This window comes from Methylobacterium terrae (assembly GCF_003173755.1).
In the GTDB taxonomy this organism is placed as follows: domain Bacteria; phylum Pseudomonadota; class Alphaproteobacteria; order Rhizobiales; family Beijerinckiaceae; genus Methylobacterium; species Methylobacterium terrae.
Window position 1 is genome coordinate 2,752,543 of sequence record NZ_CP029553.1, and the last position, 14,977, is coordinate 2,767,519.

11 protein-coding genes are annotated in these 14,977 nt (G+C 70.6%); 5 read left to right on the plus strand and 6 right to left on the minus strand.

All coding sequences use genetic code 11. The features are described from left to right. Positions 1 to 1,794, minus strand: coding sequence for a peptide ABC transporter substrate-binding protein (locus DK419_RS12490; RefSeq protein ID WP_109962271.1), 1,794 nt, complete (start codon positions 1,792 to 1,794; stop codon positions 1 to 3). 308 nt (positions 1,795 to 2,102) lie between these two features. Here DK419_RS12490 and DK419_RS12495 point away from each other — a divergent pair, with 308 nt between their 5' ends. Then, positions 2,103 to 3,521: a M20 family metallopeptidase gene (locus tag DK419_RS12495; protein ID WP_109959366.1), complete on the plus strand. Its 1,419-nt coding sequence runs from the start codon at positions 2,103 to 2,105 to the stop codon at positions 3,519 to 3,521. A 46-nt stretch (positions 3,522 to 3,567) separates the two neighbouring features. Here DK419_RS12495 and DK419_RS12500 read toward each other — a convergent pair whose 3' ends face one another. Both DK419_RS12500 and DK419_RS12505 read right to left on the minus strand, forming a co-directional pair. Next, positions 3,568 to 4,422: a prephenate dehydratase gene (locus tag DK419_RS12500; protein ID WP_109962272.1), complete on the minus strand. Its 855-nt coding sequence runs from the start codon at positions 4,420 to 4,422 to the stop codon at positions 3,568 to 3,570. 20 nt (positions 4,423 to 4,442) lie between these two features. After that, positions 4,443 to 5,186 carry a 3-deoxy-manno-octulosonate cytidylyltransferase gene (locus DK419_RS12505; RefSeq protein ID WP_109959367.1) on the minus strand — a complete coding sequence of 248 codons (744 nt, stop codon included), beginning with the start codon at positions 5,184 to 5,186 and terminating at the stop codon, positions 4,443 to 4,445. Positions 5,187 to 5,531: 345 nt separating this feature from the next. On the opposite strand from DK419_RS12505, the gene DK419_RS12510 reads away from it, so the two are divergent. From DK419_RS12510 to DK419_RS12525, 4 genes are all read left to right on the plus strand, one after another. Beyond that, positions 5,532 to 6,071: a c-type cytochrome gene (locus DK419_RS12510; protein ID WP_109959368.1), complete on the plus strand. Its 540-nt coding sequence runs from the start codon at positions 5,532 to 5,534 to the stop codon at positions 6,069 to 6,071. Between the two features lie 267 nt (positions 6,072 to 6,338). Next, a complete protein-coding gene (locus DK419_RS12515; RefSeq protein WP_208642310.1) occupies positions 6,339 to 8,255 on the plus strand; it encodes an extracellular solute-binding protein in 1,917 nt (638 codons plus the stop codon). Then, positions 8,255 to 10,096, plus strand: coding sequence for an extracellular solute-binding protein (locus DK419_RS12520; protein WP_109959369.1), 1,842 nt, complete (start codon positions 8,255 to 8,257; stop codon positions 10,094 to 10,096). Before DK419_RS12515 ends, DK419_RS12520 begins: the two co-directional genes overlap by 1 nt. Positions 10,097 to 10,198: 102 nt before the next feature. Next, positions 10,199 to 11,305, plus strand: a complete 1,107-nt coding sequence (locus DK419_RS12525) for a microcin C ABC transporter permease YejB (protein ID WP_109959370.1) — start codon at positions 10,199 to 10,201, stop codon at positions 11,303 to 11,305. Positions 11,306 to 11,400: 95 nt separating this feature from the next. On the opposite strand, the gene DK419_RS12530 is transcribed toward DK419_RS12525, so the two are convergent. The 3 genes from DK419_RS12530 to DK419_RS12540 all read right to left on the minus strand — a co-directional run bounded on the left by DK419_RS12530 (position 11,401) and on the right by DK419_RS12540 (position 14,971). Then, positions 11,401 to 12,327, minus strand: coding sequence for a DMT family transporter (locus tag DK419_RS12530; RefSeq protein ID WP_245442927.1), 927 nt, complete (start codon positions 12,325 to 12,327; stop codon positions 11,401 to 11,403). 33 nt (positions 12,328 to 12,360) lie between these two features. Next, positions 12,361 to 13,632: an arsenic transporter gene (locus tag DK419_RS12535; protein ID WP_109959371.1), complete on the minus strand. Its 1,272-nt coding sequence runs from the start codon at positions 13,630 to 13,632 to the stop codon at positions 12,361 to 12,363. A gap of 247 nt (positions 13,633 to 13,879) precedes the next feature. Then, a complete protein-coding gene (locus DK419_RS12540; RefSeq protein ID WP_245442928.1) occupies positions 13,880 to 14,971 on the minus strand; it encodes a metallophosphoesterase family protein in 1,092 nt (363 codons plus the stop codon). Positions 14,972 to 14,977: the final 6 nt, after the last annotated feature.

A 14,977-nucleotide genomic window follows, 5' to 3' on the forward strand; every position in this document is an offset into this window, starting at 1 on the left:
TCACGCCTGCCGGTACCACTCGGCCAGGAAGGTCAGCGAGTTGTCCCAGCCGGTCGAGGGCGCCAGGAGCTTGCCGTTGACCGCCGAGACCTGGGCCCGGTGGAGGAGCGGCAGGACGTAGTCGGCCACCACGAGGTCGTTCATCTTGACGAACAGGGCGGCGCGCTTGACGAGGTCGAGCTCGCCCTGCGCCGCGCGGTAGGCGGCATCGACTTCCGGGTTCTGCATCCGGCAGATGTTGCGGCCCTGCCACTTGTTGGCCTTGGTGGCGGCCTCCCAGGAGACGTATTGCAGGGCGAACACCGCCGGGTCGGCCTGCGTCATGTTCCAGGTATACATCTCCATGTCGGCGTAGAAATGCGGATAGGTATCCGGGTTCGCCACGTCGGAGGAGAAGAACACCGAGCCGGGGATCGACTTCAGCTCCATGTCGATGCCGGCCTTCTGGGCGGCCTGCTTGATGATCGCCTGGGTCTTCTGGCGCGGTGCGTTGATCGAGGTCTGGAAGACGAATTTCAGCTTCTTGCCGTCCTTGGCGCGGATGCCGTCGCCGCCCTTCTTCCAGCCTGCGTCTTCGAGGATCTGCGCCGCCTTGTCGGGCTCGAAGGCGAAGGAGGTGGTCTTCGAGACGAAGGGGGCAGGGCCGTTGAAGACGTTGGCGGTGGCCCGCCCCGTGCGGCCGTAGATGTATTGCTGGATCGCCGCCCGGTTGACGAGCAGGTTCATCGCCTTGCGCACCGCCGGATCCGAGAAGGCCGGGTGCTTGGTCTTGAGCGAGGCGCGCTCGCCGTCGATCTCGACGTTCGGGTCGGTGGCGTTGAGGAGCAGGAACTCGAGGTTGCCGCCGTACTCCATCGTGACCCGGCCCTTGCCCTCGGCCTCGAGCCGCTTGAGGATCTCGTCCTCGACCTGCATGTTCCAGGCGTAGTCGTACTCGGCGGTCTGGAGCACGGCGCGGGCGGCCGAGACCGCGTCGCCGCCGCCCTTCATCTCGATCGAGTCGAAGAACGGCCGGTTCGGCACGTGGTAATCCGGGTTGCGCACGCCGCGCAGGATGTCGCCGGGGCGGAACTCGCTGAACTTGTAGGGACCGGTGCCGACGGGCGCCAGGTTCGCCGGCGCGTCGCGGGACTTGTCGCCGGTGTAATCCGCGAAAACGTGCTTGGGGATGACCATCCCGGCGCTCGACACGAAGGCGTCGGCCCAGAACGGCGTCGGCTCCTTGAAAGACAGCTTCACCGTGAGGTCGTCGACCTTCTCGACCTTGACGTTGACGTAGCTGCCGCCGGTGACCGCGGCGGTGGCCGGGTTGGCGGCGTACTCGGCGGTGAACACCACGTCGTCGGCGGTGAAGGGCTTGCCGTCGTGCCACTTCACGTTGGGCTTGAGCTTCCAGGTCACCGAGCGGCCGTCGGCGGCCACACCGCCATTATCCTTCGACGGGATCTCGGCGGCGAGGATCGGGAACAGGTTGCCCTCGGCGTCCCAGGCCGCCAGCGGCTCGTAGAAGATGCGCGAGCCTTCCTGGTCCTTGGTGCCGATGGCGAAGTGCGGGTTGATCAGGGTGGCGGCCTGCCAGAACAGCAGCTTCAGCGGCCCGCCACCGCCGGCCTTGCCCGGCTTGTAGGCGTCCCGCAGGGGGTTGGCCGCGAAGGCGACGCCGTTCTGGGCCAGCATCATCCCGGCCATCGGGGCGGAGAGGCCGAGCGCCAGCATCCGGCCGACGAAGCCGCGCCGCGACAGGCCCCCGTCCTTCACCTCGCCGATCAGGGTGCGCAGCTCATGCTCGGTCACGTCATGCTCGGTTACGCCGCGCTCGGTCATGGACAAACACCCTTCTGGCTGGCCTCTGGCGGCCGTCAGCATCGCGCCCGCCGCGAGTCCTTACAAGCGGCCAGACACCGTTCAGCACCACAGATTAGCGCTAACGGAGCGACGATAGGCAAAGCCCGGGCCATTCCCGCGGCACCGGCGGGCCGCGTTCGAGCCATTCCGGCGGCGCGCGCCACGTCCGCTCCCGCCGCGCTTGAGCCGGCCCACCGCCTGCATGAGGCTGCGGCGCAAGGCGGCCCGTCTTCGGGCCCGTACGGGAGGGGAACCCCATGGACAACCGCAACGCCGTGTGGCGCCAGGTCGACGCCCACAAGGACCGGCTGATCGCCCTCTCCGACGAGGTCTGGGGCACCCCGGAGGTCTGCTACACGGAGGAGCGCTCGGCCGCGTCCCACGCCGCCGAGCTGCGCCACCAGGGCTTTCGCGTGACGGAGGGCGCCGCCGGCATCCCGACGGCGGTCGTCGGCGAGGCCGGGGAGGGCGGTCCGGTGATCGCGTTCCTGGGCGAATACGACGCGCTGCCGGGCCTGAGCCAGGAGGCGGGCGTCGCCGCCCATACCCCCGTCGAGCAGGGCGGCCACGGCCATGGATGCGGGCACAACCTGCTCGGTTCGGCGGCACTGCTCGCCGCCACCGCCCTGAAGGACTGGCTCGCGGAAGCCGGATTGCCCGGCCGCGTGCGCTATTACGGCTGCCCGGCGGAGGAGGGCGGGGCGGCCAAGGCCTTCATGGTGCGCGAGGGCCTGTTCTCGGATGCCGACGCGGCGGTCACCTGGCACCCGTCGAGCTTCTGGGAGGTCTCGCCGCCGCTCTCGCTCGCCAACACCCGGGCCGATTTCGTGTTCACCGGCCGCGCCTCGCACGCGGCGGCAGCGCCCCATCTCGGCCGCTCGGCCCTCGACGCGGTCGAATTGATGAATGTCGGCGTGAACTACATGCGCGAGCACATGCCGAGCGACGCGCGGGTGCACTACGCCTATCTCGACACCGGCGGCATCGCCCCGAACGTCGTCCAGGCCCATGCCCGGGTGCGCTACTCGATCCGCGCCCGCGACCTGCCGGGCATGCGCGACCTCGTCGCCCGCGTGCGCAGGATCGCCGAGGGCGCGGCGCTGATGACCGAGACCACGGTGGAGATGCGCATCGTCAGCGCGGTCTCGAACCTCGTCGGCAACACGGCCCTGGAGGAGGCCCTGCACGGGGTGATGGAGGACCTGGGCGCGCCACACTTCGACGAGGCCGACCGCGCCTTCGCGAGGGAGATCCAGGGCACGCTGACCCCGCAGGACATCGCGGCGGTCTACCGCACCATCGGGCTGCCGGTGACGGACGCGCCGCTCGCCGACTTCCTGGTGCCGCGCGATGCCCGCCGCAACCCGGCGATCGGCTCGACCGATGTCGGCGACGTGAGCTGGGTGGTGCCGACGGTGCAGGCCCACGCCCCGACGGTGGCGGTCGGCACGCCGTTCCACACCTGGCAGGTGGTGGCGCAGGGCAAGACGCCGGCGGCCCACAAGGCGATGGTGCAGGTGGCGAAAGCCATGGCGGCGCTCGGCGCCCGGCTCGCCACCGACGAGGGCCTGCGCGAGGCCGCCAAGGCCGACCTCAGGGCCCGCACCGGGCCGGAGGGCTACGTCTCGCCCCTGCCGGCGGAGGTGCAGCCGCCGCTGACGATGTCGGTCGGGTGAGGAGCGCCGGACCGGGGGCCTCGCCGCGGCGGGGCCCCCGCGCCGGTCACTCCGCCGGCGGCCGGGCGCTCTCCCGGAACGGATGCGCCGGATAGGTCCCGATGATCCGCAGCGCACTCGAGAAGTAGCCGAGCTCGTCCAGCGCCCGGCGCAAGCCCGGCTCCTCCGGGTGGCCGTCGACCTCGGCGTAGAACTGGGTCGCGGTGAACTGGCCCTCGACCATGTAGCTCTCGAGCTTGGTCATGTTGACGCCGTTCGTCGCGAAGCCGCCGAGCGCCTTGTAGAGCGCCGCCGGGATGTTGCGGACCCGGAACATGAAGCTCGTCACCGTCGGGCCGCTCCCCATCGCCGGCACCGCCGGCTCGCGGGAGAGCACGACGAAGCGGGTGGTGTTGTGCTCCTCGTCCTCGACGTTCTCGGCCAGGATGGAGAGGCCGTAGATCTCGGCGGCGAGCCGCGGCGAGAGCGAGGCGCGGGTGCGGTCGCCGGCCTCGGCGACCTGGCGGGCGGCGCCGGCGGTGTCGGGCGCGACGACCGCCTTGAGCCCGAGGCGCCGGATGATCTTGCGGCACTGGCCGAGCGCGTGGACGTGGCTGTGGACGGTGCGGATCTCCTCCAGCGACACGCCCGGCAGGGCCATGAGCTGGAAGCGGATCGGCAGGAACTGCTCGCCGATGATGTGCAGCCCCGAGGCCGGCAGCATGTGGTGGATGTCGGCGACGCGGCCGGCGATCGAGTTCTCGATCGGGATCATGCCGAGCGCCGCCGAGCCGTCCTGCACCGCCGTCAGCGCGTCCTCGAAGGTGGCGCAGGGCAAGGGCGTCCAGTCCGGATAGGCATCGTTGATGATGATGTGCGAGTTGGCGCCGGGCTCGCCCTGGTAGGAGATCGTTCGGTTCATCGTCGGGGCCTTCGGGGACATCAGTTCAGGCGCCGGGCGGCCAGGATGGCGCGGGCGCGCTCGAGGTCGTGCGGCGTGTCGACGCCGAGGGGGACGTCGTCGACCACGACCGCGTCGATCCGCATCCCGGCCTCCAGCGCGCGCAGCTGCTCGAGCTTCTCGCGCAGCTCCAGCGGGCTCGGCGGCAGGGCGACGAAGCGTTCGAGCGCCCGGCGGCGATAGGCGTAGAGCCCGATATGGTGGAGGAGGGGCCCGTCGCCGTACGGCGCCGTGGCGCGGGTGAAGTAGAGCGCCCGCAGCCGGCCGGGCGCGACCTCGGAGCCGACGAGCTTGACGACGCTCGGCTCGGTGCGCTCCTCGGGCCGGGTGATGACCGCGCAGAGCGTCGCGATGTCGACCGCCCGGTCGGCGAGGGGCGCCACCGCGGCGGCGATCGCCGCGGGGTCGATGGTCGGCAGGTCGCCCTGGACGTTCACCACCACGTCGTGGCGCCCCTCGGGGTCGATCGCCTCCAGGGCCTCGGCGAGGCGGTCCGAGCCGGACGGGTGGTCGGGCCGGGTCATCACCGCGAGCCCGCCCGCCGCCTCCACCGCCTGCACGATGGCGGGCGTGTCGGTGCAGACCACCACCGGGCCGATGCCCGCTTCCATCGCCCGGCGCCAGACATGCACGATCATCGGCGCGCCGGCGATGTCGGCCAGCGGCTTCTCGGGCAGGCGGGTCGCCGCGAGGCGGGCGGGGATCAGGACGAGCGGATCGGACATGCGGCGGGATTCTGGCTGTGCGGGAATCTGGCTGTGCGGGAATCTGTCTGTGGATGATGGATCGTCCGGCAAGCCGCGGCTCTTAGCAGCGCGGGCCGGGCTTGTCATGACGGCTGACCGCCAGGACACCGGGGCAGGGCACCGAGGCAGGGCACCGGGCCAGTCCTCGGGGCCGGGCACCGTGGCACGGTCCACACGCCGGCGCTCTGCGACGAACCGACGATGTTTAGAGCCATTGTCAACGGTGTCGCAGAACGGCTAAGCACCGGCGGATTGTCAGAGCGGCGCGGCGCCGGGCCGCGCCTCGACCCGCCCCTGCTCACCGGAGCATCGGAGCTGCCGAGAATGGATTCCTTCGAGCTTAACAAGATCGCCGGCGCAGTGCTCGGCGCCCTGCTCCTCGCGATGGGGACGGGGTTCCTGGCCGAGTTGATCTACAAGCCGAAGCCGGCCGGAGATCGCGGCTACGCGCTGCCGGCCGCCGAGGAGAATGCCGGCGCCGCGGCGCCGGCGGCCGCCAAGGAGGAGCCGCTGCCCGTGCGGCTCGCGAGCGCCGACGCCGCCAAGGGCCAGGCCGCCGCCAAGAAGTGCATGGCCTGCCACAGCTTCGAGAAGGGCGGCCCGAACAAGGTCGGCCCCGACCTGTACGGCATCGTCGAGCGCCCGAAGGGCAGCCACGAAGGCTTCAACTACTCCGCGGCCATGAAGGCCAAGGGCGGCAACTGGACCTACGACGACCTCGACCACTTCCTCCACGCCCCGAAGCAGTACGTGCAGGGCACGATCATGGCCTTCGCGGGCGTGCCGTCGGGTGCCGAGCGGGCCGACATCCTGGCCTATCTCAAGACCTTGTCCGAGAAGCCGGTCGACTTCCCGAAGCCCTGACCGGCTTGCCGGAACCGCGAGAGACGGGAAAGGCCGGGCGTGAGCCCGGCCTTTCCCGTCTGGGGTGGGGCTCCGCGGCCAAGGCAAGAGGCATGGGAGATCTCCTCTCCCGGCGGGCGGCAGGGCTGTCCGGGGAAACCCGCGCCCGTCATTTTCATGAACCACCCCGCATCCGCCGCCTGCGCCGACGCGCCCGGGTTGGCGGAGCCGCACCCCGCGACCTAGAACGGTGGGCAGAGACCTGTTTCCACCGGAGGATCGCCCCGCGTGATCGCACGCCCCCTCACTCGCCGCGCCGCCCTCGCCCTCTTGAGCCTCGCCGCCCTGCCGGCAGAGTCCCACACGTCGCCGGCCCGCGCGCAAGGAGCGCCCTCAGGCGGCGGTGCCGCGCCCTCCGGCGACGGCTGGCGCCACGGCCTGTCGCTCCTCGGCGAGCCGAAATACCCGGCGGGCTTCACGCATTTCGACTACGCCGACCCGAACGCCCCGAAGGGGGGCCTGGTGCGCTTCGGCTCGCAGGGGTCGTACGACAACTTCAACATCGTGGTCGCCGGGCTGAAGGGCGACCTCGAGAGCCAGGTCTCGCTGATCTACGACACCCTGCTGGCCCAGGCCCAGGACGAGCCCTCGACCTATTACGGCCTCTTGGCCGAGGCGGTGCGGCCGGCCGAGGATCTCGGCAGCGTCGTCTACCGCCTGCGGCCGGAGGCACGCTGGCACGACGGCAAGCCGGTGACGGCCGACGACGTGGTGTTCTCCTTCGGCGTGCTGAAGGAGAACAGCCCGCAATACGCCGCCTACTACCACAACGTGACGAAGGCCGAGGTGGTGGGCCCGCACGAGGTCCGCTTCACCTTCTCGGAGACCGGCAACCGCGAGTTGCCCCAGATCGTCGGCCAGTTCCCGGTGCTGCCCAAGCACTGGTGGGAGGGCAAGGACGCCTCGGGCAAGACCCGCAACCCGACCGAGACGACGCTGGAGATCCCGCTCGGCTCGGGCCCCTACCGGCTCGCCCGGTTCGAGGCCGGCCGCACCGCCGCCTACGAGCGGGTGCCGGATTACTGGGGCCGCGACCTCGCCGTGAACCGCGGCACCAACAACTTCGACACCCAGCGCGCCGAGTATTTTCGCGATGCGACGGTGATGATCGAGGCGTTCAAGGCCGACCAGTTCGACTGGCGCACCGAGAACATCGCCCGCAACTGGGCCACCGCCTATGACGGCTTCCCGGCGGTGCGCGAGGGCCGGATCGTCAAGGAGGAGTTCCCGCAGGCCGGCATGGGCATCATGCAGGCCTTTACCCTCAACCTGCGGCGCAAGAAATTCGCCGACGAGCGGGTGCGCCGGGCCTTCAACCTCGCCTTCGACTTCGAGGAGATGAACCGCACCCTGTTCTACGGGCTCTACAAGCGGGTCGATTCGTACTTCTTCGGCACCGAGCTGGCCTCGTCCGGCCTGCCGGAGGGCCGCGAGCGGGCGATCCTCGAGAGCGTCAAGGACAAGGTGCCTCCTTCCGTCTTCACCACGCCCTACAGGAACCCGGTCAACGGCAGCCCCGAGGCGGTGCGCGCCAACCTGCGCGAGGCGGTGCGCCTGTTCCAGGAGGCAGGCTACGAGATCCGCGGCAACCAGATGGTCGAGAAGGCGAGCGGCCAGCCCTTCACGGTCGAGTTCCTCGGCTACGACAACTCGGCCGAGCGGGTGGTGCTGCCCTACCGCGCCGTCCTGGAGCGGATCGGCCTCAAGGTGTCGTTGCGGGTGGTCGATCCGGCCCAGTACCAGAACCTCGCCCGCAGCTTCGACTTCGACGCGCTCGCGCTGAGCTCGTGGCCCGAATCGCTCTCGCCCGGCAACGAGCAGCGCGACTTCTGGGGATCGGCCGCCGCCGACCGGCCGGGCTCGCGCAACCTCGCGGGCATCAAGGATCCGGGCGTCGACGCGCTGATCGACAAGGTGATCTATGCCGGCGACCGCGAGGAGCTGGTGGCGGCGACCCGGGCACTGGACCGGGTGCTGCTCGCCCGCAACTACGTCGTGCCGCAATGGTCCTCGAACGTGTCCCGGACCCTGCGCTGGAACCGCTTCGGCCACCCGGCGGTGCTGCCGAAATACGGCGCCTCGGGCTTCCCGACGACCTGGTGGTACGATCAGGCGCTGACCGCCAAGACCGGGGCGGCGCGGTGATGCGCCGGCGCAGCTTCCTTGCGGCAAGCGGGGCGGCCCTGCTGGCCGCCCGCGTCCCGGCCTTCGCGCAATCGGCCGAGCGCCACGGCCTGTCGAGCTTCGGCGACCTGAGATACCCGGCCGGCTTTCCGCGCTTCGATTACGTCGAGCCGCTGGCGCCGAAGGGCGGCACCTTCTCGGCGCAGCTCTCGACCACCACCGGCAACCAGGCCTTCGAGACCTTCAACACCCTCAACATCTACGTGCTGAAGGGCGACGGCGCCGCCGGCATGGACCTGACCTTCGACAGCCTGATGGTCCGGGCCCTCGACGAGCCGGACGCCCTCTACGGTCTCGTCGCCCGCGGGGTGACGATCAGCGAGGACGGCCTGTCCTACCGGTTCTCCTTGCGGCCCCAGGCACGGTTCCACGACGGCTCGCGGCTCACCGCCCGCGACGTCGCCTTCTCGATCGCGACGCTGAAGGAGAAGGGCCATCCGCGGATCGCCGCGGTCCTGCGCGACGTCGCCGGGGTCAGCCCGGAGGGCGACGACGCCGTGGTGGTGCGCTTCGCCCCCGGCCGCAGCCGCGACCTGCCGCTGATCGTCGCCGAACTGCCGATCTTCTCCGAGGCCTATTACCGCGGCCGCGACTTCGAGGCCTCGACGCTCGAGCCCCCCCTCGCCTCCGGGCCCTACCGGGTGGCCCGCTTCGAGGTCGGGCGCTTCATCGCCTTCGAGCGCGTGGCGGATTACTGGGGCGCCGACCTGCCGGTCACGATCGGCCAGAACAATTTCGGCGAGATCCGCTACGAGTATTTTCGCGATCGCGACGTCGCGTTCGAAGCGTTCAAGGCCGGCACCTTCACCTGGCGCGAGGAGTTCACCGCCCGGGTCTGGGCCACCGGCTACGACTTCCCGGCCGCGCAGGAAGGCCGCGTCAGGCGCGAGACGGTGCCGGATGCCACGCCGTCCGGCACGCAGGGCTGGTTCCTCAACGCCCGCCGTCCGGTCTTCCGCGACCCCCGCATCCGCGAGGCGATCGGGCTCGCCTTCGACTTCGAGTGGTCGAACCAGAACCTGATGTACGGCGCCTACAGGCGCACCGCCTCGTTCTTCGAGAATTCCGACCTGAAGGCGGAGGGGATGCCCGCGCAGGCGGAACTCGCGCTCCTCGAACCGTTCCGAGGAAAGGTCCCCGACGAGGTGTTCGGCGAGCCGTGGTCGCCGCCGCGCTCGGACGGGTCGGGCCAGGACCGGGCGCTGCTGCGCCGGGCCGACACGCTGCTGCGCCAGGCCGGCTGCACCCGCGACGGCGGGGTGATGAAGCTGCCGGACGGCCAGCCGCTCGCCTTCGAGTTCCTGGATTCCTCGCCGGTCTTCCAGCCGCTCCTGCAATCCTACATCAAGAACCTGAGCCTCCTCGGCATCCGGGCGAGCTCGCGCCTCGTCGACGCGGCGCAGTACCAGGCGCGGCTCAAGGACTTCGACTTCGACGTGGTGTCGTCGCGCTTCGGCGGCTCCGTGACCCCGGGCGCAGCCCTGCGCGAGGTCTATGGCAGCCGTGCCGCCAAGCTGCCGGGCTCGCAGAACCTCGCCGGGATTGAGAACCCGGCCGTCGACGCGATGCTCGACCGCATCGCCGACGCCGCGTCGCGGGCTGAGCTCACCACCGCCTGCCGGGCGCTCGACCGGGTCCTGCGCGCCGGGCGCTACTGGGTGCCGATGTGGTACGGCGCCACCCACCGCCTCGCCCTGTGGGACCTCTACGGCCGCCCGCGCGAGCTGCCGAGATACGGCCTCGGCGTCCCGACCCTGTGGTGGCACGACGCCGAGAAGGCGCGAAGGATCGGACGGACCTGAGCGAAGGGCCGGGAGCCCGCTCCCGGCCCTTCGCGACAAGCCCGCGCGGCGCTTGAGCGAAGCCGGGTTCCGCATCGCGAAGCAATCCACCGGAAACCGACCATGGCCGCCTACCTCGTCCGTCGCCTGCTCCTGATGATCCCGACGATTCTCGGGATCATGCTGATCTCGTTCGTGATCGTGCAGTTCGCCCCCGGCGGGCCGGTCGAGCGGGTGCTCGCCCAGCTCCAGGGCCAGAACACCGCGATGTCCCGGGTCACCGGCGGCGGCGGCGACCTCGCCGGCCGCGGCGGCACCGCGCAGGCCGGGGGAGGAGAGACGAACTCCCGCTACCGCGGCGCGCAGGGCCTCGACCCGGCGTTCATCAAGCGGCTGGAGCAGCAATTCGGCTTCGACAAGCCGGCGCCCGAGCGCTTCCTGAAGATGCTGTGGGACTATGCCCGCTTCGATTTTGGCAAGAGCTATTTTCGCGACGTCTCGGTGCTGCAGCTCATCCGCGAGAAGCTGCCGGTCTCGATCAGCTTAGGCCTTTGGATGACGCTGATCTCCTACGCGATCTCGATCCCGCTCGGGATCCGCAAGGCGGTGCGGGACGGCTCGCCCTTCGACGTCTGGACCTCCGGCGTCGTCATCGTCGGCTACGCCATCCCGGGCTTCCTGTTCGCGATCCTGCTGATCGTGCTGCTGGCCGGCGGCTCGTTCCTGCAGATCTTTCCGTTGCGCGGCCTGACCAGCGAGGGCTGGTCGCACTTCCCCATATGGCAGAAGGTGACCGACTACCTCTGGCACATCACCCTGCCGATCGTCGCCATGGCGATCGGCGCCTTCGCGACCTCGACGTTGCTCACCAAGAACTCGTTCCTCGACGAGATCCGCAAGCAATACGTGCTGACCGCGCGGATGAAGGGCCTGTCCGAGCGCCAGGTGCTCTACGGCCACGTTTTTCGCAATGCGATGCTGATCGTGGTGGCGGGCTTCCCGGGCGCGTTCATCTCGGCGTTCTTCGCCGGCTCGCTCCTGATCGAGACCATCTTCAGCCTCGACGGGCTCGGGCTGCTCTCGTTCGAATCGATCGTGAACCGCGACTACCCGGTGGTGTTCGCCAACCTCTACATCTTCTCGCTGCTGGGCCTCGTGGTGAACCTGATCTCCGACCTGACCTACAGCTGGATCGACCCCAGGATCGATTTCGAGGCGAGGGCGGCCTGAGCCCGATCCGGGCGGCAGGCGGCCCCGGCCGTGACGGAAAGGAGCGCCGCGCCAGGACCCGCCCGGGACGGGGCGGGCATCGGCGCGGCGCTCCGTCAGAACACCGAGATCAGCACGATCCCGCCGATCATCAGGGCGGCGCCGAGGAGTCGCGGCGGGCCGGCCTTGACCTGGCGCATGCCGAGCCAGCCGAAATGGTCGAGCGCGACCGAGGTCAGGAGGTTCGCGGTGATGAGCAGCCCGTTGAGGGCGCCGGCCCCGACCTTGTCGACGAAGAGGAGGCCGGCGAACACCGCGACGGCACCGGTGAGGCCGGCGAGGGGCATCCACCAGCGCACCCCCGCCAGATCCTGGCGGGTCGGCAGCGGGGTCGGCTTCAGCAGGACCATCAGCGCGAAGGCGAAGACGACCGGCACGAACGACACCGTGGCGGCGAGCCACGGATTGACCAGCGCCCCGCGCAGCTGCGCGTTCCAGACCACGCCGATCGCCATCAGCGCACCGGCGACGAGGATGAACGGATAGAGGAGCTTGCCGCTCATGCCATGGCTCTCGCCCTCGTCCTTCTTCCCCGCCGTACGGGCGATGAACACGACGCCGGCCGCCATCAGGAGCCCGCCGAGCCAGGGCAGCGGCTTGAAGCCGGCGGCCTGGAGACCGAACAGGCCGAACGCGTCGAGGGCGAGCGAGGTGATGATGTTGGCGGTGAGCGTCAGGCCGTTGAAGGGTCCTGCCCCGACCTTGTCGATGAAGGCGAGCCCGCCGAACACCGCGACCGCGCCGGCCAGGCCCCCGAGGGGCGCGTACCAGGGCATCTTCGACAGGGTCTCGAGGCTCGGCAGCGGCGTCGGCATCACCAGGAACAGGGTGACGAAGACGAACACGATCGGCAGGAACGACACCGTGGCGGCGAGCCACGGATTGACCATCCGGCCGCGCAGCTGCGCGTTCATCGCGTTGCCGAGTGCCTGCAGCGCACCGGCCACCAGGATGAAGGGATAGAGGAGCGCGGCGATCGACACGGGGGGACAGCCTTCCGTTCGTGGGGTTCGGGGTCAGACGAGGAGAAGTCCGGCCAAGGCCAGGATCAGGGCCGGCGGCATCACCAGCGCGCCGAGCTTGAGGAAGCTCCAGAAGCTCACGTCCTGGCCTTCGCGCCGGATCGCGGTGAGCCACAGGATGGTGGCGAGCGAGCCGGTGACCGAGAGGTTGGGCCCGAGATCGACGCCGATCAGCACCGCGCCCGCGACCTTCTCGGGCACGTGCGCGGCCTGCACCGCCGCGCCCGCGATCAGGCCAGCCGGCAGGTTGTTGACGAGGTTGCAGGCGACCGCGATCAGCGCTCCCGCGCCCCAGGCGGTCTCGGTAGGCGCAGTCGTCGCGGCCTGCTTCAGGGCGTCGGCGATCATCGCCAGCACGCCGGTCTTCTCCAGCGCCTCGACCAGCACGAACAGGCCGGCGACGAGCGGCAGCACGCTCCAGGACACATCCTTGACGACCTCGAGCGCGCCACGGCCCTTGCGGAGGACCAGCACGATCAGCGTGGTGGCCAGCCCCGCGACGAAGGTCGGCAGGCCGAGATCGCGCCCGAGGGCCGAGGCGCCGATCAGCACCGCGCCCGTCGCCACGATGCCGAGGCCGGCCACAATCCCGGTGCGGGAGAGCGAGGCGGTCTCGACCTCGGTGGCGACATTCTGCTCCCGCAGGGTCCCGTTCTGGGTCAGCCGCAGGACGAGGTAGGTCGCCCCGACGGCGAGAACCGACGGCAGCGCGAACAGGGCGAGCCACCGGGTCAGCGGCGGCATGTGTTCGGCGAAGACCACGAGGTTGGCCGGGTTCGAGATCGGCAGCACGAACGAGGCGGCGTTGGCGATGAAGGCGCAGATGAACAGGTACGGCAGGGGGTTCTCGACCTTGGCGGCGCGGGTCGCGGCGTAGACCGCCGGCGTCAGCACCACCGCGCAGGCGTCGTTCGACAGGAACACCGTGACGACCGTGCCGACGAGGTAGACGAGGGTGAAGAGCCGCGTCGCCGAGCCCTTGGCGGTGCGCACCGCGATGCCGGCGAGCCAGTCGAACAGGCCCTCCTTCCGGGCGACCTCCGACATCAGCATCATGCCGACGAGGAACAGGTAGACGTCGGTGCCCTTGAGCACGCCCTCCCAGGCGGTGCCGGCCGGGAGCAGGCCGAGAACGACCAGCGCGAGGGCGCCCGCCACCGCCCAGATCGCCTCCGGCCAGGAGAACGGGCGCACGATCACGCCGAGGGTGGCGAGGGCGGCGATCGCCCAGGTCGCGAGGTTGGGGCTGAGCATCAGCGCGGCCATGGGGGAAGAAGTCCTGTCGTCACGGTCGGGAGGGGATGGGGGAAAGGGTGTCGGGTCGGATGATCGGTGTTCGCTGCCATCCCGCCCACGACCTCACCCCGAGGTGCGAACGGAGCGAGCCTCGAAGGAGGAATCCAGGAATCGGCGAGACTTCTGGAGACCTCCGTCGAGGCTGCCTTGCAGCACCTCAGGATAAGGTCGTGGGTGGGACGAGTGTGAACATCGGCGGGCTGGGGAGTTCCCGCCCTCACCATTGCCGCCCGTTGCGGTTCGGCCCGAGCTGCGTCCCCAGGAGGCCTCGGCCGGGCCAGGCGCCGAGCGCGTCGGCGTCGCTGCCAATCCCGCGGGAGCCCGGCAGGCCGTCCGGGTCGGTCGCCGGCTCGATGACGTCCGTATCCTCGGCCCCCGCAGCCTTCGCCCGCACGGCGATCGTCCGGGCGCCGGCCGGCCACGTCACCCTGGCCTCGTGGCAACGCGCGCCCTCGGGCCGCGCCATCGGCTGCCACGGTCCGTCGTCGATCCGGAACGCGACGGCGTCGGCCGGCCCCAGCACCAAGGCGCGCAGGGTGAAGCGCTCGCCGACGACGTGACCGGCATCGTGGGCGAGGCGCCGGTCGGCCGGCGCCGTGACGAGGACGAACGGCCAGGGCCGGGCCAGCTCCTTGAAGCGCCAGCTCACCACCCCGCCGTCGAGGGCCGCCACCGCGTAGCCGACCGGGCCCTCCTCGATCTGGCCGGTGGAGCGCGTCGCCGCGTAGACGGTGCGGCCGTCATTGGCGAGCTCGTTGTAGTGGGTGTGGCCCATCTCGACGAGGCGCACCGGCCCGCGATGGACGAGGTCGGCGACGCGCGCCGCCTCGCCCTCGCCCCTCAGGTCGGCGGGGTAGCCGTGCATGAACAGGGCGCAGTCCGAGCCCCCGGCGCGCTCCAGCTCGGCGGCGAGCCAGGCGACCTGATCGGGCCCGAGACGGAAATCCGGCCCGCCCGAGCCCGGCCCGCACATGTCGAGGAACAGGCAGCGCACGCCCTGCACGTCCACGGCGTAGGGCAGGCGGGGCACGTCGAGCCCGGCGTAGAAGGCGTCGAGCCCCCCGCCCTCCACGTCGTGGTCGCCGGTGATGACGTGGACGGGGAGACGGAGCCGGTCGAGGCCCGCCCGCACCAGGGCGTATTGCTCGGGGCGACCGTGATCGGCGTTGTCCCCGGGCAAGAAGACGAAGTCGAGCCCGTCGACCTCGTTCAGCTGCGCAACGATCGCCGAGAAGTCGCGGGCGTTGTCGGTCTCCGCCCCGGTCAGGTGCAGGTCGCCGATATGCGCGAAGGCGAGGGGGGCGGTCACGGGCAG